This window comes from Marinobacter segnicrescens, from assembly GCF_900111555.1.
In the GTDB taxonomy this organism is placed as follows: Bacteria; Pseudomonadota; Gammaproteobacteria; order Pseudomonadales; family Oleiphilaceae; genus Marinobacter; species Marinobacter segnicrescens.
Genome location: NZ_FOHZ01000011.1, coordinates 97,133 through 120,284, shown reverse-complemented (window position 1 = coordinate 120,284; position 23,152 = coordinate 97,133). Strand labels below are relative to the sequence as shown.

18 protein-coding genes are annotated in these 23,152 nt (G+C 59.9%); 10 read left to right on the top strand and 8 right to left on the bottom strand.

Going from position 1 to position 23,152, the window contains the following annotated elements; all coding sequences use genetic code 11:
* Positions 1-6: 6 nt before the first annotated feature.
* The 3 genes from BM036_RS12280 to BM036_RS12270 all read right to left on the bottom strand — a co-directional run bounded on the left by BM036_RS12280 (position 7) and on the right by BM036_RS12270 (position 2,577).
* Positions 7-549 carry an adenine phosphoribosyltransferase gene (locus BM036_RS12280; RefSeq protein WP_091852522.1) on the bottom strand — a complete coding sequence of 181 codons (543 nt, stop codon included), beginning with the start codon at positions 547-549 and terminating at the stop codon, positions 7-9.
* A gap of 18 nt (positions 550-567) precedes the next feature.
* Positions 568-1,863, bottom strand: coding sequence for an NCS2 family permease (locus BM036_RS12275; RefSeq protein WP_091852519.1), 1,296 nt, complete (start codon positions 1,861-1,863; stop codon positions 568-570).
* Positions 1,864-1,965: 102 nt separating this feature from the next.
* Positions 1,966-2,577, bottom strand: coding sequence for a trimeric intracellular cation channel family protein (locus BM036_RS12270; protein WP_091852516.1), 612 nt, complete (start codon positions 2,575-2,577; stop codon positions 1,966-1,968).
* A gap of 158 nt (positions 2,578-2,735) precedes the next feature.
* Here BM036_RS12270 and BM036_RS12265 point away from each other — a divergent pair, with 158 nt between their 5' ends.
* The 5 genes from BM036_RS12265 (at position 2,736) to parE (ending at position 9,860) form a co-directional block, all read left to right on the top strand.
* Positions 2,736-3,305 carry a BLUF domain-containing protein gene (locus BM036_RS12265; RefSeq protein WP_091852513.1) on the top strand — a complete coding sequence of 190 codons (570 nt, stop codon included), beginning with the start codon at positions 2,736-2,738 and terminating at the stop codon, positions 3,303-3,305.
* 167 nt (positions 3,306-3,472) lie between these two features.
* The gene (locus BM036_RS12260; RefSeq protein WP_091852510.1) at positions 3,473-4,459 is read left to right on the top strand and encodes an NADPH:quinone oxidoreductase family protein; all 987 of its coding nucleotides are present in this window, start codon (positions 3,473-3,475) and stop codon (positions 4,457-4,459) included.
* A 248-nt stretch (positions 4,460-4,707) separates the two neighbouring features.
* Complete coding sequence (locus tag BM036_RS12255) at positions 4,708-7,302, top strand: S8 family serine peptidase (protein ID WP_177186055.1); 2,595 nt, start codon at positions 4,708-4,710, stop codon at positions 7,300-7,302.
* A 24-nt stretch (positions 7,303-7,326) separates the two neighbouring features.
* The gene (locus BM036_RS12250) at positions 7,327-7,821 is read left to right on the top strand and encodes a protease complex subunit PrcB family protein (RefSeq protein ID WP_091852504.1); all 495 of its coding nucleotides are present in this window, start codon (positions 7,327-7,329) and stop codon (positions 7,819-7,821) included.
* 143 nt (positions 7,822-7,964) lie between these two features.
* Positions 7,965-9,860, top strand: coding sequence for a DNA topoisomerase IV subunit B (gene parE / locus BM036_RS12245; RefSeq protein ID WP_091852501.1), 1,896 nt, complete (start codon positions 7,965-7,967; stop codon positions 9,858-9,860).
* 8 nt (positions 9,861-9,868) lie between these two features.
* Here parE and BM036_RS12240 read toward each other — a convergent pair whose 3' ends face one another.
* Positions 9,869-11,155: an EAL domain-containing protein gene (locus BM036_RS12240; RefSeq protein ID WP_091852498.1), complete on the bottom strand. Its 1,287-nt coding sequence runs from the start codon at positions 11,153-11,155 to the stop codon at positions 9,869-9,871.
* A gap of 612 nt (positions 11,156-11,767) precedes the next feature.
* On the opposite strand from BM036_RS12240, the gene BM036_RS12235 reads away from it, so the two are divergent.
* Together BM036_RS12235 and BM036_RS12230 are read left to right on the top strand one after the other, a co-directional pair.
* Positions 11,768-12,331 (top strand): cytochrome b, encoded by a 564-nt coding sequence (locus BM036_RS12235; RefSeq protein WP_091852495.1) that lies wholly within the window; start codon positions 11,768-11,770, stop codon positions 12,329-12,331.
* 53 nt (positions 12,332-12,384) lie between these two features.
* Positions 12,385-12,969, top strand: coding sequence for a YceI family protein (locus BM036_RS12230; protein ID WP_091852492.1), 585 nt, complete (start codon positions 12,385-12,387; stop codon positions 12,967-12,969).
* Positions 12,970-13,021: 52 nt separating this feature from the next.
* On the opposite strand, the gene BM036_RS12225 is transcribed toward BM036_RS12230, so the two are convergent.
* On the bottom strand, positions 13,022-13,258 hold the full coding sequence (locus tag BM036_RS12225) for a hypothetical protein (RefSeq protein ID WP_091852489.1): 237 nt from the start codon (positions 13,256-13,258) through the stop codon (positions 13,022-13,024).
* Between the two features lie 323 nt (positions 13,259-13,581).
* Here BM036_RS12225 and parC point away from each other — a divergent pair, with 323 nt between their 5' ends.
* Both parC and serB read left to right on the top strand, forming a co-directional pair.
* Positions 13,582-15,879 (top strand): DNA topoisomerase IV subunit A, encoded by a 2,298-nt coding sequence (gene parC / locus BM036_RS12220; protein ID WP_091852486.1) that lies wholly within the window; start codon positions 13,582-13,584, stop codon positions 15,877-15,879.
* Positions 15,872-17,095: a phosphoserine phosphatase SerB gene (gene serB, locus BM036_RS12215; RefSeq protein ID WP_091852483.1), complete on the top strand. Its 1,224-nt coding sequence runs from the start codon at positions 15,872-15,874 to the stop codon at positions 17,093-17,095. The genes parC and serB overlap by 8 nt, the downstream gene beginning before the upstream one ends.
* A 51-nt stretch (positions 17,096-17,146) precedes the next feature.
* Here serB and BM036_RS12210 read toward each other — a convergent pair whose 3' ends face one another.
* The 3 genes from BM036_RS12210 to epmB all read right to left on the bottom strand — a co-directional run bounded on the left by BM036_RS12210 (position 17,147) and on the right by epmB (position 22,522).
* On the bottom strand, positions 17,147-19,231 hold the full coding sequence (locus tag BM036_RS12210; RefSeq protein WP_091852480.1) for an EAL domain-containing response regulator: 2,085 nt from the start codon (positions 19,229-19,231) through the stop codon (positions 17,147-17,149).
* A gap of 212 nt (positions 19,232-19,443) precedes the next feature.
* Positions 19,444-21,273, bottom strand: coding sequence for a GTPase (locus BM036_RS12205; protein ID WP_245742603.1), 1,830 nt, complete (start codon positions 21,271-21,273; stop codon positions 19,444-19,446).
* A 202-nt stretch (positions 21,274-21,475) separates the two neighbouring features.
* Complete coding sequence (gene epmB / locus BM036_RS12200) at positions 21,476-22,522, bottom strand: EF-P beta-lysylation protein EpmB (RefSeq protein WP_091852475.1); 1,047 nt, start codon at positions 22,520-22,522, stop codon at positions 21,476-21,478.
* Between the two features lie 45 nt (positions 22,523-22,567).
* On the opposite strand from epmB, the gene efp reads away from it, so the two are divergent.
* A complete protein-coding gene (gene efp, locus BM036_RS12195; protein ID WP_091852473.1) occupies positions 22,568-23,140 on the top strand; it encodes an elongation factor P in 573 nt (190 codons plus the stop codon).
* Positions 23,141-23,152: the final 12 nt, after the last annotated feature.

Sequence of the window (23,152 nt, the reverse complement as noted above, 5' to 3'; positions counted from 1 at the left end):
CCGGACTCAGTCGCCCTCGAATTCGCAGACAGTATAAACGCTCAGACCCTCGTCCCGTAGCTTGCGGGAACCACCCAGGTCCGGCAGGTCGATCATGGCGGAGACTTCGACAATCTCCGCGCCGATCTGGCGGATAAGGCGACTGGCCGCCAGCATGGTCCCACCGGTGGCAATCAGGTCATCCACCAGCACCACCTTGTCGCCAGGGCGGAAGGCATCCTTGTGAAGCTCCACCGACGCAGTGCCGTATTCCAGTTCGTAGTCTTCCACCAGGGTGTCGAAGGGCAGCTTGCCCTTCTTGCGCACCAGCACCAGCCCGGCGTTGAGCTCATAGGCCAGTGGTGAGCCGATGATGAAGCCGCGGGCGTCAATGGCCGCGATGGCGTCGATCTTCTGGTCATGATAGCGGTGCACGAATGCGTCCACCAGTTTGCGAAAGGCCGTGCGGTCCTGAAGAACGGTGGTGATATCCCGGAAGGATACTCCGGGTTTGGGCCAGTCCGGCACGGTGCGGATAGCTTTCTTGATGCTGTCGGCGAAATAGTCCATGGGAGGTCTCCGGCGCCTTCAGGCGTCGAGGAAGATGAATTTGAGTACGAAGACAATGGCAATCAGCACAACACTGGGGTTCAGGTGCGACCAGCGCCCGCTCAGGGCCTTGAGAGCGGCGTGAGTGATGAAGCCCGCGGCAATGCCATCGGCGATGGAGAACGTCAGCGGCATCATCAGCGCGGTTACCACGGCCGGTGCCGCGTCGGTTACATCATCCCAGTCGATCAGCTTGAGGCCACCGGTCATCAGTACGGCCACATAGAGCAGGGCGGGGGCGGTGGCGTAGGGTGGAATAATGGCCGCGATGGGGGAGAACAACAGGCAGGCGAGGAAAAGCAGTGCAACGACGACAGCGGTCAGGCCGGTACGCCCGCCTGCCGCAATACCGGCAGTGGATTCCACGTAACTGGTCGTGGTGGATGTACCCAGGGCAGCACCGGACATGGTGGCGACGGAGTCGGACATCAGCGCCCGGCCCAGGCGGGGCAGCTTGCCGTCCTTGTCCAGCAGTCCGCCCCGCTGTGCGGCGCCGATCAAGGTGCCGGAGGTGTCAAACAGGTCGACGAACAGGAATGCAAAGATGACCGAGATCATACCCACGTTCAGGGCTCCGGCGATATCCAGTTGCATCAGGGTGGGCGCCAGGCTGGGCGGTGCGGACACCAGGCCATCAAACTCGACCATTCCCAGCAGCATGGCCACAACGGTAACGACCAGGATGCCAATCATGACCGCGCCGGTGACATTGCGGTAAGCCATGGCACAGATGCCCACAAACCCGGCAAAGAACAGGATAGCCTCGGCGGTTTTGATTTCGCCCATACTGACCAGGGTGGCGGGGTTGTCCACCACGATGCCCGCGTTCTTGAAGGCGATAAAGGCCAGGAAGAAACCGATGCCGGCGGAAATGCCGAACCGCAGTGAGAGAGGAATGCTGTTTATGATCCACTCCCGCACCTTGAAGATGCTGAGCAGGAAGAAGATCAGGCCGGACAGGAATACTGCCCCCAGGGCCACCTGCCAGCTGTAGCCCATGCTGCCCACCACCGTGAACGAGAAGAAGGCGTTGAGCCCCATGCCGGGTGCCAGGGCAATTGGGTAATTGGCCCAGAGTCCCATGATCAGGGTGCCGATAACCGCGGCGATGCAGGTGGCTACGAAGACTGCACCAAAGTCCATGCCAGTGTTCGACAGGATGGACGGGTTGACCACCACGATGTAGGCCATGGTCAGGAAGGTGGTGATGCCGGCAATCACTTCACGCTTGACGGTGGTGCCGTGGGCCTGCAACTGGAACAACTTTTCGAGCATGGGGGCAGCCTCGATGCGGACAGGATTTGATCAATGGTTAAGGGGGCGCAATGATACCTCAGGATAGCCTGTCAGGCCACGGAGGGCGTCAATGCGGTGGGGTCAGTGGGGGTCCCGCTGGAGCCGGATGTCAAAGCGTACGGCGGCCATCCTGACAATAACGATAAACAGTAATCCGATGGTCAGCGCCAGGGTCTCGCTTTCCAGCAGCCACTGACAGACAAAGTAAAGCCAGCAGCCGGCAAAGGAAATCGAGGCGTAGATCTGGTCTTTCCTGAAAATGAACGGCACTTCGTTACACAGGGTGTCCCGCAGGGCACCGCCGAAGGTTCCGGTCATTACGCCCAATAGCGCTGCGATGAACCAGGAGTGCCCGAGGTCGAGGGCGAGCTGGGCGCCCAGGATCGAAAAAATGCCCAGCCCGATGGCATCAGGGAACACGATACGGGATTCATGGATACGCTTGCCCAGGCCGGCGTAGCTGAATACCACAGCCATGGCGAGGATCAGGATGGGCTGTTCCTGGTGCTTGATCCAGTACAGCGGATGGTTATCCATCATCAGATCCCGCAGGGTACCGCCGCCAAGGGCGGTGACAAACCCGATGGTAAAGACCCCCACCGGGTCCATGTTTTTCTGCTGCGCGGCAATCATGCCGGAAATGGCAAAGGCAATAACACCGATCATTTCCAGGACGTAGATGATATCGGGCATAGACGCGGTCAGGCAGGCTTGGATGAAGCGCGCAGGATAGCGGATTTCAGGTCAGGAATCATCTGGGGTTAAGGCGGCTTGTGGTTCCGGAATGATCCGGTTGGCCCTGAAAGCTGTAATCAATACGGATGTGTCCTTCATTCTCCAGGAGTAGATCGATGTCCCTGATCCGATTGGCCTATGCCAGTGAGGCCACTTTCAGCCCCAGCCCCGTCCACTCAGGGGTCGAGCCCCACGTGGCCAGGATCCTGCTGGCCTCCCGTCGCAATAATGCCCGGCAGGCGGTAGTTGGTGGGCTTTATTACGGCAATAATCGCTTCTTCCAATACCTGGAGGGTGAAGAGGAAGCGGTCAACGCCGTCTATGACCGCATTCGCCAGGATGAACGTCACCAGGGCGTGACAACCCTGCTGGAAGAGCCCCTCAAGCAACGCACATTCGATAACTGGTCCATGAAGTATGTGCCGCTGGCCGATGACGTACAGCGTATGTTGCAGCGTCATGGCCTCGCCAGCTTTGAGCCTGACCGGTTTGACCGAAACCTGTGTGAAGAAATGATCTCGGTTATCCGGGACAGTAACGGGGTGGAGCGGGTGATCAGCGACCAGGCACGCCCGCAGGGCGCCAATGACGGGCTATTCACCCCCGGTATCCGCAAGGGCCTGGTGCTGGCGGGCGCCACATTGGTGGCTGCATTGCTGGTGGGCGGCACGCTGTTGCTTCCCTGATCCGGGTAACGCCGTAAAAACCGCCAGCGGTCAGGGTCGGATCAATCGTGATGATGCTCAGCCATAAGCTATCTTTATTTGATTCATGACCACTGTCGGGTTAGCTTGATCCGTTATCCATATCAACCAACAACATCCATACGCGGATAAAGGATCGGAGCAGCAACATGCGTGCAATTCTCTGCAAGGAATACGGCCCGGCGGAAAAGCTGGTCATTGAGGACATTCAATGTCCGGAACCCACGGGCAACCAGGTCAAGGTCAAGGTCAAGGCCGCGGGCCTGAATTTCCCGGATACCCTTATCATTGAAGGCAAGTACCAGATCAAGCCGGAAATGCCCTTCTCTCCCGGCGGTGAAATGGCCGGTGAGGTTATTGCCGTGGGCGACAAGGTGACCCGTTTCAAGGTCGGCGACCGGGTGATCGGCATGACCGGTTACGGCGCCTTCGCGGAAGAGATGCTGGTGGAAGAAAACCGCCTGCTGCCGTTGGCGGAAGGCATGAGCGACGAGGAAGGGGCCGCCTTCACCATGGTTTATGGCACCTCCTACCACGCCCTCAAACAGCGGGCCAACATCCAGCCGGGTGAGAGCCTGTTGGTGCTGGGCGCCAGCGGTGGCGTTGGCCTGGCAGCGGTTGAGCTGGGCAAGGCCATGGGCGCCCACGTGATCGCTGCGGCCAGTACCGACGCCAAGCTCCAGGTGGCCAAGGAAGCGGGAGCGGACGAGCTGCTTAACTACAGCAACACCGACAAGCCCCTGAAGGATGTTATCAAGGAGATGACCGGCGGCAAGGGTGTGGATGTTATCTACGACCCGGTAGGCGGTGACTTCACCGAGCAGGCCCTGCGCGCCATGGCCTGGAACGGTCGCCACCTGGTCATCGGGTTCGCCGCCGGTGAGATCCCTAAGATCCCTGCCAACCTCACCTTGCTGAAGAGCTGCTCGGTTGTCGGTGTGTTCTGGGGCGCCTTTACCCAGAAAGAGCCGCAGAACCATGTGCAGAACATGAAAGAGCTCTTCCAGATGCATAGCGAAGGCAAGATCAAGCCGAAAGTCAGTGAAGTCTTTGCCTTTGAAGATTACGTCAAGGCGCTGGCTGCGCTGTCCGGCCGGACCGCCACAGGCAAGGTGGTGCTGAAAGTCAGCGACTGAGGTCCTGTCGCCGATTCAGACCTGACTTTCCCAGAGACGGGGTGCCCACAGGGCGCCCCGTTTCTCATTTCATGTCATCCCTTCCTGCTATGATCGTCGTAACAATCACTGCTGTGCCCATAAAGGAGCTGGCTTAACACGGGTTATATCCCTGCGCCCGGATATGTGCCACGCTCTGTCGATCGTCCGCCTGAACCTTCGGGCCAATGGTTATCGAAAAGGTAAATATGACTGACAGGAAACGGGTTTTGCCTGGCAAATTGTTATCTTCATCCGTTGGTATTGCGCTATTGCTGACCGGTTGTGGTGGGGGAGGAGGCTCCTCGGATGACGATGCTGGCGTCAGAGGCACTATCGAGATTGCCGCTGGTACCCGGGTAGACGGGGATTACGCCGATCTTTGGGCGGCTTCTGACGAAAGCTGGCCGAGTGGTAGCCGTGATACGGTTTCAGTGCCCGTGCCCTCAACCACCGGCGGCTATCTCAGCGACCGTAGCGATACCTACGCGAATGGGCTTGGGTACCCCCTGGACCAGGAAGACAGCTATGCGGTTTCCCTGGTGGAGGGGGATCGCTACTTCCTTCAGTGTTTTTCCGCCACCGGAGCCGATGCCGACACCCTGAAGGCATCTCTGGTACTGAACCTGGATGGAAATCGTATCGAGATCGAAGATGCCTGCGGCGGGGGCGCTTCGGTGAATGCTTCCGGCAGTGCTACCTTCACGATTTCCGCCAATGATGGCGGCCCCTTCCGGTATGTGTTATCTATCGCGCCGAAAACCTCTCTGTCCGCGCTGGATGTGAGCTGGCCAGAGCCGCCGCTGCAGGTGGATCAAGCTATCGTCAGCGGCTCTGCAGCTGTGGCCAATACTCTGTCTTCCTCCGGTTTGCGGGCCAGTTCCGTCATGGAACTGGAGCGCGCCATCGGGCCGGATACCTGGCAAGTGCGGCGTAAACCCGGTGTTAGTGCGCTGTCGAGTGTATCCGATGGGGGCAAAGATGCACGGGCCGAGACCATTGAATGGATCCGGGAAATGCGGGAGGAATTTGGCCTGAAGGCTGAGCCGAATTATCGTTTCACTTTGGCTTCGGTCAGCCCAGAAACTAATGATTACTTTCGTGATCCGGATTTTTGGAATCTCGATCAAATAAATATTGTTGAGGCATGGGGGCTCAGTGGTGGTAGCTGGGGCCAGGGCGTCGGCGTCGCAGTCATGGACACAGGCATGTTCACCACCACGCCGGACAGTTACAGCAACTGGCACGAGGACCTGGTCAATAACGTGGTGAATGAGGGGGGTATCCTGGATTTCGTCAAACCCGACTATGACGTGGATGGCCAGGAAGGGCCTGACGGGGTTCCGGGAACACCGGTGACCCCCGACAACCCTGAAGCTACCAGCTTCCATGGTACCCATGTGGCCGGCATCATTGCGGCAGAGGATAACTCCGTCGGCACCGTAGGCATTGCCCACCAGGCGACCATTCTTCCCTACCGGGTTCTCGGGGTGGGGCCCTTGGGTGGCGAGGACGGTACCGGGGCGGTTGACGACCTGATTGCTGCAATCAACAGCATTGTTGATGATCGTAATGATGTTGATGTGATCAATCTGAGTCTAGGTGGTCTGCCGCCAGTCGTTGATCTGCAGGTGGCCACTGACCGGGCCAACAGTAATGGTATCCTGGTGGTGGCCGCTGGCGGTAACAGCGGCGATGCCTCTGCGGTCTACCCGGCGGCAAACCGTCGGGTGGTAGGCGTGGGGGCCACCACCCGGGGTGGTGAACTGGCCAGTTACTCCAACTATGGCCAGTCAGTCGACCTGCTCGCACCTGGTGGCGCACTGAACGATGGTATCGTTAATGCCTATGGCCAAGTCTCCGCCACGGGTTCGCTGTCCGATAGCTACGCCTACCTTGCCGGGTCATCCATGGCGGCACCCCACGTTGCCGGTGTCTATGCGTTGATGAAGGGAGTGTCGGACTCACTGACCGCGTCACAGTTCCGCGCCCAGCTGATTGCCGGGCTTCTTACAAATGATTCGGAATTGAGCGACTATACGCTTTACGGGGCGGGGCTGCTGGATGCGAGAGAGGCGGTGACCAATGTCACGGCATTCCCGACCGTGGTCTCGGCCTGGCCCCGGGTAGTGGAACTCAGTCCGTCCGGTACTGAGCGCAGGGTTCTGATGGAGGTGCTGAAGCAATCTTCTGCGGCTGATCCCCTCGTGAGCGGCTCGCCCGATATACCCGGTGCATTTACGCTGACCGATGACGATGGCAACCCGATAAACGTCAATGACGAGATACCCGAGGCGGTGCGCATCAGTGTGGACTCGAGTGCGGTGCCCGATGACCGACCCCTGGTGGAGGAAATACTCATCCCCTACAGCAATGGTACGGACAGCTTCGATCTCAGGATCCCGGCGTATGTACAGGCGGCCGATACCTCCGGAGATCGCGATGCCGGCCGTCACTATGTCCTGTTGCTGGATGCCAACGATTTTGGCTCGAGTCGTTCCCGCCAGGTACTGGCCAGCTACAACGATGGCCGGTATAGCTACGCTATCGACGATATGGTGCCCGGCGACTATATACTGGTGGCGGGAACGGACCTGGACAACAACGGAATCATCTGTGAGAACGGTGAGGCCTGTGCGGAGTATCCCGAGACAGGTAGCCGGCAGGTAATTTCCATTGGTGACCAGGACCTGCAACTGGATATGACGACCAGTTTCCAGCGGCCAACCATCGCCGAGATGGGACTGCCGCGATACGGCTTCCGGGGCTATCCGGTTCCCGGTCACCAGGCCGGGACGCGGCCAGACCGGTCGCTGGGTGAGTAACTGACGAAACGGGGAGATGACGGCATGATTCACTGGTTACGAGTGAAAGGCCTGACAGCATCAATACTGGTGATTGCCACCACCCTGACGGCCTGCGCCGGAAGTCGGGACCAGGGTGCAGCCGATGGCCCCACAGCACGCCAGGTCACTGCCGCCAGCCAGTGCGGGTTCACAGAACCGGGCCTGCTCTATATGGATTCCCGCCAGCGGCTGGAGGAAGTGACCGGTGCACGGGGCGTGAACCTCACAGCAATGGAGGATCATGATTTCAGAAATGAGCACTTACTGCTGGTGGCTGCCGGGCGCAAGCCCACAGGCGGCTATGGCGTAGCGCTTGATAGCAGTCGGCTGGAGGGTGGTGTCCTGAAGCTGACCATGACGCTGCGCACTCCCTCCCCGGACCAGATGGTTACCCAGGCGCTCACCAGTCCCTGTGCGGTAGTGGCGGTCGTTGCGGAGGGTTGGGAAACGGTCCATGTGACCGGTCCGGGCCTGCCGGATCTTTCCCTGGAGCGATGAGCAGGGTGGCAACTCGTCAGTGATTGCATCGATCAGACGGTGAGCCACACCGCAAACCGGCAAACGGCGACGTTGATCTTTGCCTCAGATTCCCTAAGCTATGGGCTCACACGTCCCAGCACATCCGGAGCTGTACCCTTCCTATGAGCCAGAAAACCTATAACGCCGACTCCATTGAAGTCCTCAGCGGCCTGGACCCGGTGCGCAAGCGCCCGGGGATGTACACCGACACCAGCCGGCCCAACCACCTGGCCCAGGAAGTGATTGACAACAGTGTGGACGAGGCCCTCGCCGGCCACGCCCGGCGAATGGATGTGGTGCTGTACGCTGACGGCTCCCTGTCTGTAGAGGATGACGGCCGGGGTATGCCGGTGGACATCCACAAGGAAGAGGGGCTGCCGGGGGTGGAACTGATTCTCAGCCGGCTTCATGCCGGGGGCAAGTTCTCCCAGGGTAACTACAACTTTTCCGGTGGTCTCCATGGGGTGGGCGTCTCCGTGGTCAATGCGCTCTCCACGCACCTGGAAGTGGCCATCAAACGGGACGGCAACCTCTACCGAATGACCTTTGCCGATGGCGAGAAGGCCTCGGAACTGCAGGTGGTAGACACTGTTGGCAAACGCAACACCGGTACCCGCCTGCACTTCATGCCGGATCCGAAATACTTTGACTCTCCGAAGTTCTCGGTTACCCGCCTGCGCCACAACCTCCGCGCCAAGGCGGTGCTGTGTCCCGGCCTGACGGTTACCTTTACCCAGGAGCAGACCGGCGAGAAAGACGAGTGGTACTACGAGGATGGCTTGCGGGACTACCTGCGCAGCGAGCTGGCCCAGGTGGAAGCGGTACCGCTGGAGCCCTTTACGGGGCGTTTCGCCGGTAACAGCGAAGAAGTGGACTGGGCCGTACAGTGGCTGCCGGAAGGGGGGGAGTCCGTCACCGAGAGCTACGTCAACCTGATCCCCACGGTGCAGGGTGGTACCCATGTCAATGGTTTCCGCACCGGTCTGCTGGAGGCCATGCGGGAATTCTGCGAGTTCCGTAACCTGCTGCCCCGGGGCGTCAAGCTGACCCCGGAGGATATCTGGGAGCGCTGCGCCTACGTGCTGTCATTCAAGATGCAGGATCCGCAATTCTCCGGCCAGACCAAGGAGCGGCTCTCTTCCCGGGAAGCGGCGGCGTTTATTTCCGGTGTGGTCAAGGACGCCTTCAGCCTCTGGCTGAACCAGCACACTGACGTGGCCGAGGCCCTGGCGGAGCTGTTTATCAGTAATGCCCAGCGGCGCCTGCGGGCCAGCCGCAAGGTGGCTCGTAAAAAGGTGACGTCCGGGCCGGCGCTGCCGGGTAAGCTGGCGGATTGTTCCGGGGCGGATGCGAGCCGTTCAGAGTTGTTCCTGGTGGAAGGGGACTCCGCCGGTGGCTCAGCCAAGCAGGCCCGTGACCGGGAGTTCCAGGCGGTGATGCCCCTGCGGGGCAAGATCCTGAACACCTGGGAGGTGGACTCGTCCGAGATCCTGGCATCCCAGGAGGTTCACGATATTGCGGTGGCGATCGGGGTTGACCCGGGGTCCAACGAACTGTCCGGGCTGCGTTACAACAAGGTCTGCATCCTGGCGGATGCCGACTCTGACGGCCTCCATATTGCCACCTTGCTGTGCGCACTCTTTGTTCGCCATTTCCGCCCGGTGGTGGACGCCGGCCATGTGTTTGTGGCCATGCCGCCCCTGTACCGGGTGGATCTGGGCAAGGAAACCTTCTATGCACTGGATGAGCACGAAAAACAGGGCATTATCGACCGGCTGGCGGCGGAGAAACGCAAGGGCAAGGTCCAGGTCACCCGTTTCAAGGGCCTCGGCGAGATGAATCCCTTGCAGTTGAGGGAAACCACCATGGCACCAGACACCCGTCGCCTGGTGATGCTGACCCTGGAAGAAGGGGACGACACGATAGAGCGAATGGATATGCTGCTCGGCAAGAAGCGGGCCGGGGATCGCCGCACCTGGCTTGAGGCCTATGGCAACATGGCCGACGTTGCAGTCTGACGTCGGCTTCAGGTGCTGGCCAGCGGGCCCTGGTCTGCAAGGATATCGCAGCAGAGTACCCGCAAGTGTCCCTTGAATCGGTACCCCAGAGACAGGGTGACGCACATATAGACCCCGGTGATGGACAAGTATGGGCTGGTCACCTGCATCCGGTTGGGCTGGGCCAGGGCCTGCTTCAGGTAGTGCTGGCGATACCAGTCGGCGCTGCTGGTGTTTTCCAGCGGGCGGTATTTGGGGTCAAGTTCGCCGCACGCTCCTTGTCCCGATGCGGTGTCGTCAATCTGTACACCACGGTCGTCGATCAGATAGCAGCGGGACACGGTATGATGGGCCAGTATGTCGGCACATGCGTCTCTCAGAGACTCGCCATTGCGCATTCTGTCTATGGCTTTGAGGAAGGGGCTGGTGAAAAACTCCGCCAGTTGCTGGGTCGGGTCGAGGCGAATGCGGTGGCGGTTCTTGTAATCCCCCAGCAGGCGCTCGAAGTCTGTCACTTCGCCATTGATCCCTTCCAATTCCAGCCTCGGATAGCAGAAATAGAACCCCTGTACGAAATCCACCCCGGCATCGATTGCAATCATGGCCTGGTCGTGGGTTTCCACACCTTCCAGCAATACCAGGCAACCGGACTGGTGAAGCAGCCCCACAATACCATTGAGGATCTGGCGCGCCTTGGGGTCGTTACTGGCCCGTAAGGCCAGGCTGCGGTCCAGCTTCACGATGTCCGGCGACAGGTTCCAGATCCGTTCGAAGTTGGAGTGACCCGCGCCGAAATCGTCGATAGCGGTCAGGCAGCCCAGCTGTTTGTAGTAGTCCACGGTTTCCCGAAGGCGCTCCGAGTCATCCGTGGGCTGTTCGACGATCTCGACGACAATGCGATGGGGAGGCAGGCCGGAACGGCGCAGTAACTCCCCGAAAAAGGAATCGTAACGGTAGCCGGAAGCCACCACTCGTGGGGAGACATTAAGAAACAGCCAGTTCACATCGTCCTGGAAGGCTGCGTAGTTGCGAATGTGAAGTAGCCGGCAGAGCCGGTCCAGCAGCACGTTTTCCTGGTCGCTGTCCGGCAGGCCAAAGAGTTGAAAGGGCGGGACGCTGGCGTTGTCCGGATCAAACGCCCTGATCAGGGCTTCATAGCCGATAATCCGCTTGTGGGATATGCTGAAAATAGGCTGCAGGGCCGTCTTCAGTATGAGGCCATGAAAGCGTCCGGTCCAGCGGTTATCCTGCTGGCTCAACAGAGGGTCAAGGAGTTCCAGGTCGGCACCTGACAGCTGTGGTGACAGATAATTCATGGTCCACAATTCTGGCGACTGTTATAACCCCGGGAGACGGCTGGAGGGGCCGTGGTAATCCTGCCGGAATAAGGAAATCTGTTCCGGAGCATGCCAGAACTTCCCGGGGGGCGCCAGTAGGCGGTGTTAAACATTGTCATTCAGTGACCTGGACCACGTAATCGGCCACTTGGTCCAAGGTGGGCTGGCGGGTTGGGTATACGTGCTGGGCCTGGCAACGCTGGTCGAATTCCATGGAATGCGACCACCAAAGAAAAGGGCAGGTTAACCTGCCCTTCAATACTGTTAGTTGTTGCTCGGTACGACTACGGATTCGTCAAATTCGAGTTCCATGGTGCTCTCCTGTGGCTTTGGGCGTTTCGCCCTGTAAAAGTGATAATTCAATTATATGGATTCCATAGCAGGACTGAATCCGTAAAAGCCACATACGACCAAGGGGGTAAGCCCCGCACCAGGCGGCTCTTTCAGAAAAACTGAACAGGCTGAGCAGAATGTTGCGGTTGGCTTCGGAGGCCCAGCTTCCTATGCTTCTGGGTATTCCGATGCACGCCGTAAAACCCTGTGCCGTCCAGCTCGGACTGCCCTGGCCAACGTTAAGGAAGGATCCGTGTCATGCAGTTACGAAATTCCCCCAGGCGCTTTGGTGCTGTCCATGCAACGCTGCACTGGCTGGTAGCGCTGGCGGTATTTGGGCTGTTTGGTCTGGGTTATTACATGGTGGACCTGGGCTATTACGATGAGTTGTACCGCTTGGCGCCCCATATCCACCGGAGCGTGGGCATACTGCTGCTGATCACGGTTCTTCTGCGACTCGTTTGGCGTCTGGCAGACACCAGGCCTTCGGCGCTGGGCAGCCACTCACCGGCAGAGATCCTGTCGGCACGTGTGGTGCACGGGGTGCTCTACCTGCTGCTGTTCACCGCCATGTTCAGCGGCTACCTGATTTCTACGGCCGATGGCTCGGCCATCCGGGTATTCAACTGGTTTGAGGTGCCGTCCGTGACCGGGCGGATTAAAGGTATGGAAGATATCGCCGGTGATGTCCACTACTGGGCCACCTGGGGGCTGGTCGTGCTCGCCTCACTCCATGGCCTGGCGGCCATCAAGCATCACTTCGTCGACCGGGACGACACCCTCAGGCGTATGTTGCCTGTCGCCCTGAAGGGCAGGGGCTGATCGGTTTCGGGATCCAACGGACTTCATCAGAGAACATCAAAGGAGAACACGCTATGAAAAAGACCCTTCTTGCATCGGCAATGACCCTGGCCCTGGCCGGTCCTGCCATCGCCAGCGAACACAGTGGCACCTATGCCTTCGATACAGAGGGCGCGCACCAGTTCATTACGTTCGAGGTTTCACACCTGGGCTTCAGCACACTTTATGGTCGCTTTAACGACTTTGACGGCGAGATTGTGTTTGATGCGGAGAACCCGGAAAACAGCAAGGTCAACGTAACCATCGATACCTCCAGTGTGGATTCCAACCACGCCGAGCGGGACAAGCACCTTCGCAGTGAGGATTTCCTGTTCGTTGACGAATATCCGGAGGCGACTTTCCGCAGCACCCGCGTTGAAGTGGATGACGACGGTGAGGAAGCGGATGTTACTGGCGAGCTGACCCTGCGTGGCGTCACCCGGGAAGTTACCCTGGAAGTCGAGCTTCAGGGCCATGGTGAAGATCCCTGGGGCGGCTATCGCATGGGCTTTGATGCAGAGACGGAAATCCGGCTGAAGGATTTCGGTATTCCCATGGACCTGGGACCCGCCTCGGAAACCGTCAAGCTGGAAATCTCGGTTGAGGGTATCCGCCAGTAAGTATTGGTGATTCCAGTCGGGTATAACACCGGCATGAAGAAGGACGGGGCCCTTACTTGGTAGGGGCCCCGTTTTGGTTCTGGTCGCAGCGGCAGAGTCTGAGCTGCCGGAAGAACTGGGCGACGAAGATCACCAGGGCAACCAGGATGCCGGCAATCAGGAACGGTCTTGTCAATGCCAGGCTGCCACTGAGCGAGAACTCCACCAGGAGCATCAATGCCAGGGCAAGTGCGCCGTTGATCATGGCGGTCAGAACCGCCTGACGGCATGCCTTGAGAGTCAGTTTCATAGTGTTCGCTCTGAGTAATGGGCCGGAGCAGGCAGCTGTTCCGGTGTTCAGATGTCGAATCCTTAATCCACAATCCTCGACGAGAATACGGTGACCCGCTGGCCGGAAACATGCGGGAATTCCGCTATTGGAAAAAACCGCCGGGGATTCGTCTTCCAGAATTGGTCTATTGCGCCTCGCCTCCATATAATGAGCCTCGCTATACGGCACACCGCTGTGTAACAAGCAGTATTGTGACCTGTCAGCGTGATTTTCCAGCCCCCGGTGTGGCACGTTGCGCAGGCGGGTTGCACGAGAACCCATTTCCGGAGCAAGGGGCATTCATGCCAGAGTTTCAGACCACCGACGAAGGTTTTGAGCGGGTTTCGTTACGGGACTATACGGAAAAGGCCTACCTGGACTATTCCATGTACGTCATCCTCGACAGGGCCCTGCCCAATGTGGGAGACGGACTCAAACCCGTGCAGCGGCGCATTATCTACGCCATGTCGGAACTGGGACTCAAGTCCACCAGCAAGTACAAGAAGTCTGCCCGTACGGTTGGTGACGTACTGGGTAAATTCCACCCCCATGGCGACAGCGCCTGCTACGAGGCCATGGTGCTGATGGCGCAGCCATTTTCCTACCGCTACCCGTTGGTGGACGGTCAGGGCAACTGGGGTTCACCCGATGACCCCAAGTCCTTTGCCGCCATGCGGTATACCGAGTCCCGCCTGTCGAAGTTTTCAGAAGTGCTGCTCAGCGAACTGGGGCAGGGCACGGTGGACTGGGTGCCCAACTTTGACGGCACCATGGACGAACCCTCTACATTGCCAGCCCGGCTGCCCCATGTGTTGCTGAACGGCACCACCGGCATTGCGGTAGGCATGGCCACCGATATCCCGCCGCACAACGTGCGGGAAGTGACGGCAGCCTGTGTCCGCCTGCTGGACAGTCCGGATTCGGATGTGGACGAGCTGTGTGAGCATATCAAGGGGCCGGACTTCCCCACGGGCGCCGAGATCATCACCCCCCGCAAGGACCTCCGCCAGATGTACCACACCGGTCGGGGTAGCCTGCGGATGCGGGCCCGCTGGGTCCGCGAGAACGGCGAGGTGGTGATCACCGACCTGCCGCACCAGGTTTCCGGCAACCGGGTGCTGGAGCAGATTGCCCACCAGATGCAGACCCGCAAGCTGCCCATGGTGGCGGATCTCCGGGATGAATCCGACCATGAGAACCCCACTCGCCTGGTGATCGTGCCACGCTCGTCCCGGGTCGACGTGGAAGGCCTGATGGCCCACCTGTTTGCCAGTACGGACCTGGAGAAGACCTACCGGGTCAACCTGAATGTTATCGGCAACGACGGCCGACCGGCGGTGAAGAACCTGCACACCATGCTCACCGAGTGGCTGGCCTACCGCAAGACCACGGTGACCCGCCGTTTGCAGTATCGCCTGGACAAGGTCCTGGCCCGGCTGCACATCCTCGAAGGCTTGCTGATCGCCTACCTGAACATTGATGAGGTCATCAACATCATCCGCTACGAGGACGAACCCAAGGCGGAACTGATCAAGCGCTTCGGATTGTCTGCCGACCAGGCCGAAGCCATCCTTGAGCTGAAACTGCGCCACCTGGCCAAGCTGGAGGAGATGAAGATCCGCGGGGAGCAGGATGAGCTTGCCGCTGAACGGGACGAGCTCCAGTCGATCCTTGGTTCCGAAGACCGCATGCGTGAGCTGATCAAGGAAGAGTTGCTGGCGGACGCAGAAACCTACGGAGACGACCGCAGATCTCCCATTGTCGAGCGGGAAGAGGCCCGGGCCTTCTCCGAAGCTGACCTGGTCTCCAATGACCCGGTAACGGTTGTGTTGTCAGAGAAAGGCTGGGTGCGCGCTGCCAAGGGGCATGACATTGATCCCGCAGGCCTTAGCTACAAATCCGGTGACAAGTTCGCCCTGGCCGCGAAGGGCCGGAACAACCAGAACGCTGTGTTCCTGGACTCCACCGGCCGCGCCTATTCCCTGATGGCCCACAGCCTGCCTTCAGCCCGGGGACAGGGTGAGCCGCTCACTGGCCGCATCAACCCGCCCTCCGGGGCGACCTTTGCGGGCCTTCTGGTGGCTAATCCCGATGAAAAATTCCTGTTGGCGACCGATGCGGGTTACGGGTTCGTGGCCAGCGCCGCCGACCTGATCAGCAAGAACCGCAATGGCAAGTCGGTGGTGTCGATCCCGAAGGGTGCGAAGCTGCTGGAACCGGTCCCGGTTCCGCGTCGGGAACAGCCCCGTTACCTGGCGGCCATTTCCAACGAGGGCCGAATGCTGGTGTTCCCGCTGGAACAGCTGCCTGAACTGGCCCGGGGCAAGGGCAACAAGATCATCAGCATTCCCTCGGCCCGGGTCCAGAACCGGGAAGAGTTCGTGGTGGCCCTGACCGTGTTTGGCGAGGCTGACCAGTTGGAGATCCGGGCCGGCAAGCGCAAACTCGGCCTGCGTTTCTCCGACCTGGAGCACTACCTGGGTGAGCGGGGTCGTCGTGGCCACAAACTCCCCAGGGGGTTGCAGCGAGTCGATGGCATCGATGTGATTGCAGCGGCAGGCACCGACGAGGCGGCTACCGGAGAAGAAGACAGTGAGTGAACTGGTCCTGATCAATGTGTCCGGCCGCGACAAGCCAGGCCTGACCTCTGAAATTACCGGCATTATGGGCCGGTACGACGTGCGCATCCTGGATATTGGCCAGGCAGTGATCCATGACTACCTGACCTGGGGCATCCTGGCGGAAATTCCCGATGAGAGCCAGGCATCGCCGGTGATCCGGGAACTGCTGTTCCGGCTCCACGCACTGGACCTGCAGGTACGTTTTGCGCCGATTACCGAGGCGGAGTATCAGCAGTGGGCAGAAGGTCGCAACCGGGCCTGCTACATGGTCACCCTGCTGTCCCGTGATATCAAGGCGGAGCAGATCGCCCGGGTGTCCGAGATTACCGCCCGCCACGGCCTCAATATCGACAACATTACCCGTCTGTCGGCGAGGCCATCGCTGGCGCCTGGTGATAACCGGATCGCCTGCGTGGAGTTTTCCGTGCGGGGCACTCCGGAGGACCTGGAGGCGCTGCGTTCGGATTTCCTGAAGATTGCCGGCGACATGAACGTGGATATTGCCTTCCAGGAAGATTCCATTTTCCGTCGCAACCGTCGTCTGGTGGTGTTTGATATGGACTCCACCCTGATCGAGGCGGAGGTCATCGACGAACTGGCGCTGGAAGCCGGCGTGGGCGAGCAGGTCTCTGAAATCACCGAGCGTGCCATGCGTGGCGAGCTGGACTTCAGCGAAAGCTTCGCCGAGCGCCTGGCCCTGCTCAAGGGTCTGGACGAAGCGGTGCTGGAGCGTATCGCTGCCCGTCTGACCATGACCGAGGGCGCTGAATACCTGATCCGTACCCTGCGTTCACTGGGGTATCGCACGGCCATACTGTCCGGCGGGTTCAACTACTTTGCCCGCCACCTCCAGGCGCGCCTGGGTATCGACTATGTCTACGCCAATGAGCTGGAAATTGTCGATGGCAAGGTCACCGGTCGGGTGGCCGGCCCCATCGTGGATGGTGCCCGCAAGGCACAGTTGCTGCTGGAGATTGCCGAGCGCGAGAAGATTTCCCGGGAGCAGGTGATCGCTGTCGGCGACGGGGCCAACGACCTGCCCATGCTGAGCCAGGCGGGACTGGGTGTGGCCTTCCGTGCCAAGCCGGTGGTGAAGGAGTCTGCCCGCCACGCCATTTCCACACTGGGTCTGGATGCCATCCTGTACCTGCTGGGTTACCGCGAATCCGAGACCCGGCTGGCATCACCCCGCTGAGCGCAGGGAGGCGTTAACCAGTAACCGCCGGCTCAGCTGGCTGGCTGACGGTTACTGGTCACCAAAGTCGTAGTTCATCTCCGGCACCGGCGCCTGCAGGTAGTAACCCTGGATGTAGTTCACCCCTGCCTGCCAGAGCGTTGCCAGCACAGAGGCACTTTCCACCAGCGGAATGATCGTGAGTTTGCCGCTGCTCTGCAGCGACTGGATCATCTCTTTCACCTTGTCCCGGGCCTCGTCGCTCTTCTGGATTTCCTCGGTGAAGGAACCGTCGATTTTCACGTAGTCCACATCCACGTGCTTGAGGGTATTGAAAGGGTTCAGGGCGCAGCCAAACTGGGACAGGGCGACCTTGCAGTGGAGTTCCCGCAGGGACTTGCTGAAGTCGCGGGCCTGTTTGAGGTGACTGGTAGCGTCCCCCTCTCGCAGCTGGAAGATCAGTGAGTCTCCGGGCAGTCGCGCGGCTTTCAGGGCTACGCTCAGCCACTGGCTGAAGGTCTGGTCCTGCAGGGTTTCTGCGGTCACATTCAGGAACAGCCGGGTATCATGGCCGTGGCTGCGATGCTGTGACAATTGTTTGATGGTTTGCAGCACGACCCAGCGGTCAATCCGGGTGGCCATGTCAGACGGTCCGGCTGGTGGTAGGAAGTCATAGGGGGAGACCTCCTTATCGTCCTTGTCCAGCATCCGCACCAACGCCTCGTAGTGCTCTTCGCCTTCACCCCGCAGATTGATGATGGGCTGGAACAGCAGGCGGAAACGGTTCTCTTCCAGTGCCTTGGTGATGGCGTCAAGGGAGTTGGAGTCATCGAGTGTTTCGTAGTTGGCCGGGTTGTACACCACTACGCCGTTGCCGTTCTCATGGCCCGGTTCCTTCCGTACTGCACCATGGGCGATATGGGCCCGGCCCAGAAGGTCGGCGGCCTTGGGAGCATTCTCGGTGATGGCTGCCACACCGATGGAAACCGTCACCTGGGCAGAGCGGCCCTGGATATCGAACAGGTGGTCATCGACGGCCTTGCGAATGGCTTCGCAGCGCTCGGCCATGAACTGTTCCTCACAGGGCTGGCACAACAGGCAGAACGCGTCATCACTGATCCTCGCCAGTACCATGTCGTCACCGGCGTGCTTTTCCAGCAAGGCTGCGAAGTCTCGCAGTAGCAGGTCCGTGCCGGCAATGCCGAGGTCATTCTTGAAGCTGACAAACCGGTCGATACCGATGTAGGCAAGGGCACCGGTCTGGTTCTTCTCGCCGGCGGTCGCCACCGCACGGTTCAGCTGCTCCATCAGGTACTGGCGATTGTACAGGCCCGTCAGCAAGTCCTGGTTACTGATCTCGCGGATCTTTTCCTGCAGTTCTGCGTCGTTATGTTCAGGCTGGATGACCACCTGGATGCAGGCTTCACCATCATAGGTCGCAGCCGATACGGTCATGGTGATATTGATGTCCTGGTCATCACTGCGACGGGCTACGGCATTAAGGTTCATGCCGTCTTCCCTCGTTTCAGCAAAGGACTTCATAAACTTGCGCAGGTCATCCTGGCTCCCGGGGGCCAGGGTGTCCAGCAATGGAATGCACATCAGTTCATCGAGATCGTCGTACCCCAGGAAGTCCATGTAGGCATGGTTGGCATAGACGTGCATGCCATCGTTGACGTAGGCAATGGCATCCTTTGAGCTTTCCAGCAGCAGCTGGCAACGCTGCTCGGCTTCCCGCAGGTGGGACTCCAGCACCCGGCGCCGGCGGCGTTCTTCAAGGTTGGCGAGCTCGCGCCGGATCACCAGCATCAGTCGCTCGGTTTCACCCGCCGGGCAGACGTCCTGGGCACCGGCTTTCATGATAGCGAGGGAGCGCTCCAGGTCTTCGGATTCGGTAAGCAGGACGAAGGGAATATCCTTGTCCAGCCGACGGATGATGGCCAGGGCATCGTCAGGAATAAAGTCTGACTGGTTATCCCGCGCCAGGAACAGGTCCCACTGGCCAGTGCGGATCGCTTCATCCAGGTCTTCCTCAGACGTAACCCGGTGTGCCCGGGTGGCGCGGCCTGAATTCCGCAACAGGCTGACCAGTGATTCCGCATCGTTCTGGGAGGGGTCCATGATCAGCAGGTGGACGGTGGTCTTTTGCTTCTGCATTCGCTGGCGGTCTCGCTGTCTGTCTGCTGCCCTGAAATCCGGGCACCTGATGCTTCGAAGGGCCGTCCGTGCCAGTGCTCTGATCCCTGTTGGCAGGCCCCGCAGGGCGGGGGCCGGGCAATAATAACCCCGAATGATGCAGGGGATAGGCGTCAATAACAAGCCTCAGCTGGTCACAGCGGGAGCTGGCGCGCAGTTTTGTCGTGACGGGATCAGAGGTCCGGCCAGAGGGAGTCGAACTCACTGTCACTGGTGCCGAAGGGGTTTTTCCTTGATTGCGGTCCGGAGTCCGGTTCGTCGGGGCGCTTGTAAAGCCGCAGTTCGAACTGACTGATGCTGCCGGTGACGGCGATCTTCCGGCCCAGCAGGCCCTGGTCCTGCACGCCTTGTCTCAGCAGGGTTATCCGGCTTCCGGACTGGAATGGCAGCTTCGGGGTGATAAGGCTTTCCGGCAGGTGGGCGTCGGGTATCTCTGGCAGCAGCAGGCCCCGGAGGAATTCGCTGCTGTTGCCGGTTTTCTGGATAAGTTGTACGCCACAGGGAGCCGCCCCCGGCGCTATGACCTCTATGCCGATCCGGGTTCCTTCTCCCCGGTGCTGCCGAAGCCAGCGGACCAGCGCGATACTCCAGGGATGATTACGGTGTTCCCGCACCCCCAGAATCTCCCCCGCCTGAAGGGTCGGAGGAATGTTAGCGCTCCAGACGACGCAGTAACCGCCGGGGCTGGTATTGACCACCCGGGTCAGGTAGGACCGCGGCTGATGCCGTGTCTGGGAAGTGTCACTCCCTGCGCCGGGCTTCTGGTAGTTGATGGGCGCATCGGCCAGTGGGCGGACTCGCTCTTCGGAAATACCGGCGTCGAAGGCATCGGACCAGGCATCCCGGCGGGTCGGCTTCATGAAGCGATTGTCGGGTTCCGTTACTTCTGTGCTCGCACTGCTCACCACGAATTCCGCAAAAGGCTTCTCGCCGGCCACGAAGTAATGCACGGCAGTCAGCCCGGCACAGACTTCCAGCTGGCCATCCGTCTCCAGTCGGTTGAAGTTACGCTGAGTGAGCAGGGCGAGGGCCTGTCCAAGGTGCGTCAGCAACGTGTCACTGCTCCGTGGAAGGAGGGGCAAGTCGCTGGTGTTGGAGTTTGGCTTGCCGGCCTGGGCCTTGGTGTTAACCGTCCCGGACGTATCACGGAGGTGGTTGCTGATCTGCTCGGCCAGGGACCCGGTATCGAAACCCCACCAGTGACCGCCCTCAGCATCAGGCGCGAGTGACCGATAGCAGGGAGGCTTGTCGCTGTTCATGTCCACCAGGAAAACGGCCTTTGCAGCCAGCTCGGGCGCGCACTGGACCCTGGGTGACCAGAGTTCGAATAATTCGCTGGCCTGCTCCAGTTCATTCTGGCGAAGCTGGTTCGCCCGGGCACAGCCGAGCAGCAGGGTCTGACAATAGGCATCGGCGACAGTGCTTTCGCTTCGGTGAGGCCGTTGGTCGTCCTGTACGGCAAGCGTGTGCAGGTTGTTCTGGCGCGCGAAACGGAACAGCTGATGGCTCTCGTGCCAGCTCCCGGAGGGGCTCGCAGTGTACAGTTGCTGGGCCCTGAGGATTGTGGCGCCCAGCTCTGTGAGTGCGCGGTGACAAGCCTGGGCAAGGGGCTTTCGTTGTCGGTCGATCGTGCCCGCATCGAGCAGCTCGGTGATAACCAGTTTGTAGCCTGAAGCCAGGTGCAGTTGCAGGGCCTGGGACAGGTTGGCGATCTTGCGTTGCTTTTCGGGCAGGGCGATCGCCATGCCAAGGTAGTGGCGTGACAACTCTGTGCAGACGAAGCGGATGCGCGGTCGGATCAACTCAAGGAGCTGCAGCCGTTGGGATGGCGGGCAGAACAGCTGGTTGACCTCGATAATGGCATGGTAAAGCTGGCGGGAGAGCTCGCCCAGATTGGCCATGGGCAGGTGGTCCACCCAGTACCGGAAGGCCTTCGGGGTCGCTTCGCAAAACGACAGGTGTGCGATCCTTGGCTCGGGTACTGTCAGTTCGGGTTTCTGCATCGTGTTACCAGTTGGACCTGTCATTCATGCCGCGATTACCGTTTACGCCAAAGGAGGGTTCCATACGCTGACACCCTGAAAAAATTTCCAGAATTACAGATTGTTATCGCTAACCGGGCTAACCATAAAGTAGCAAAAACCCGAGGGAAAGCCAGATAACTGTAACATGACAATCTTTGACAGTTGCAATGTTCCGCCGGCATTACTGTTCCATACCAATATCCAGCAGCGTCTTGCCGGGACGGTCGGGTATTTCCCGTACCAGTCGTGGCACCAGGTAGCCGGGCAGTCTGGCCTGCAGCGCGCGAACCAGTTGCCTGGCGCGCTGATCACTGACATCAAAGTGGTGGGCGCCGGCAACCGGGTCAAAGGCATGGAGGTAATAGGGCAATACACCGGACGAAAACAGTTGTTCGCTGAGATCCGCCAGGGTGTCCGGGTCATCATTGACCCCCTTTAACACCACGCTCTGGTTGAGCAGCGTTACCCCGGCGTCCCGCAGTGCTTTCATGGCCTTTCGGACGTCGTTATCGATCTCGCGGGGATGGTTAACATGTACCACCATAACGACCTGCAGGGGAGACTCCCTGATCCAGGCCAGCAGGGAATCGTCCACCCGTTGGGGGATGACAATGGGCAGCCGGCTGTGGATGCGTAACCGGGTCAGGGACGGAACTGTCGCAAGCGCCCGGGCCCAGGCAGACAGCAGGCGGTCGTTTACGGCAAGCGGGTCTCCGCCGCTGAGAATGACCTCATTGATTTCGGGACTTTCGGTGAGCGTGGTGATCACCTGCTCCCGCTGCTGTGGCGACAACCTGTGGTCCGGGTAGGGGAAGTGGCGGCGGAAACAGTAGCGGCAGTTGATGGCACACTGCCCGGTCACCATCAGCAAGGCCCGACTTCGGTACTTGCGGATCAACCCGGGGGTGGGCGTGGAGTCGGTTTCCTGCAGTGGGTCCCGCACAAAGCCGGGGTAGTCCTTACCCTCCTCCGCGAGGGGCAGCACCTGGCGCAGTAGCGGGTCATCCGGGTCTCCCGGTCGGATGCGGGCCAGCCAGGGTTCCGGTACCCGTACTTCAAATGCGTCATGGCCAACCCGGGCGTCGTGTTCGCGTTGCGCGGAATCCAGGCCCAGGCGGCGCAAAAGAACACCCGGGCTGGTCACGGAGCGGGCCAGCAGGCTCTGCCACGTAGGCATGGGGTTATCCGGGTCTTGGGCTTCTATACGGGCGACGGTTCGCTGTATCATAGCGGACTTTCACATTCCAACAGCGTCATTTCAGGTGAGTGTTTCATGGCTTCTTATTCTACCAACGAATTCCGCGGCGGTCTTAAGGTTTTGCTGGATGGCGATCCCTGCGTCATTCTCGAGAACGAGTTCGTCAAGCCCGGCAAAGGCCAGGCGTTCAACCGCGTCAAGCTTCGCAACCTGATGACCAACCGGGTCTGGGAGCGTACCTTCAAGTCCGGCGAGAGCCTGGAGGCCGCTGATGTAATGGACCAGGACATGGAGTACCTGTACACAGACGGTGAGTTCTGGCACTTCATGAAAACCGACGGCTCCTTTGAGCAGTATCCGGCCGATGCCAAGGCCGTAGGCGATACCGTGAAATGGCTCAAGGAGCAGGATGTCTACACGGTCACCCTGTATAACGGCGCCCCGCTGTCCGTCACGCCGCCGAACTTCGTCGAGCTGGAAGTGGTGGAAACCGACCCGGGCATGAAGGGCGACACCGCCCAGGGTGGCTCCAAGCCAGCGACACTCACCACCGGCGCGGTGGTCCAGGTGCCCCTGTTCATCTCCATCGGTGAGGTACTGAAGGTTGACACCCGTACCGGCGAGTACGTTAACCGGGTCAAAAGCTGATCAGGGGGTAGT

Bases quoted from the DNA above. Each gene is read 5' to 3' on its own strand.
- BM036_RS12280 (WP_091852522.1), bottom strand. From the start codon at position 549: ATGGACTATTTCGCCGACAGCATCAAGAAAGCTATCCGCACCGTGCCG.
- BM036_RS12275 (WP_091852519.1), bottom strand. From the start codon at position 1,863: ATGCTCGAAAAGTTGTTCCAGTTGCAGGCCCACGGCACCACCGTCAAG.
- BM036_RS12270 (WP_091852516.1), bottom strand. From the start codon at position 2,577: ATGCCCGATATCATCTACGTCCTGGAAATGATCGGTGTTATTGCCTTT.
- BM036_RS12265 (WP_091852513.1), top strand. From the start codon at position 2,736: ATGTCCCTGATCCGATTGGCCTATGCCAGTGAGGCCACTTTCAGCCCC.
- BM036_RS12260 (WP_091852510.1), top strand. From the start codon at position 3,473: ATGCGTGCAATTCTCTGCAAGGAATACGGCCCGGCGGAAAAGCTGGTC.
- BM036_RS12250 (WP_091852504.1), top strand. From the start codon at position 7,327: ATGATTCACTGGTTACGAGTGAAAGGCCTGACAGCATCAATACTGGTG.
- parE (WP_091852501.1), top strand. From the start codon at position 7,965: ATGAGCCAGAAAACCTATAACGCCGACTCCATTGAAGTCCTCAGCGGC.
- BM036_RS12240 (WP_091852498.1), bottom strand. From the start codon at position 11,155: ATGAATTATCTGTCACCACAGCTGTCAGGTGCCGACCTGGAACTCCTT.
- BM036_RS12235 (WP_091852495.1), top strand. From the start codon at position 11,768: ATGCAGTTACGAAATTCCCCCAGGCGCTTTGGTGCTGTCCATGCAACG.
- BM036_RS12230 (WP_091852492.1), top strand. From the start codon at position 12,385: ATGAAAAAGACCCTTCTTGCATCGGCAATGACCCTGGCCCTGGCCGGT.
- BM036_RS12225 (WP_091852489.1), bottom strand. From the start codon at position 13,258: ATGAAACTGACTCTCAAGGCATGCCGTCAGGCGGTTCTGACCGCCATG.
- parC (WP_091852486.1), top strand. From the start codon at position 13,582: ATGCCAGAGTTTCAGACCACCGACGAAGGTTTTGAGCGGGTTTCGTTA.
- BM036_RS12210 (WP_091852480.1), bottom strand. From the start codon at position 19,231: ATGCAGAAGCAAAAGACCACCGTCCACCTGCTGATCATGGACCCCTCC.
- BM036_RS12205 (WP_245742603.1), bottom strand. From the start codon at position 21,273: ATGCAGAAACCCGAACTGACAGTACCCGAGCCAAGGATCGCACACCTG.
- epmB (WP_091852475.1), bottom strand. From the start codon at position 22,522: ATGATACAGCGAACCGTCGCCCGTATAGAAGCCCAAGACCCGGATAAC.
- efp (WP_091852473.1), top strand. From the start codon at position 22,568: ATGGCTTCTTATTCTACCAACGAATTCCGCGGCGGTCTTAAGGTTTTG.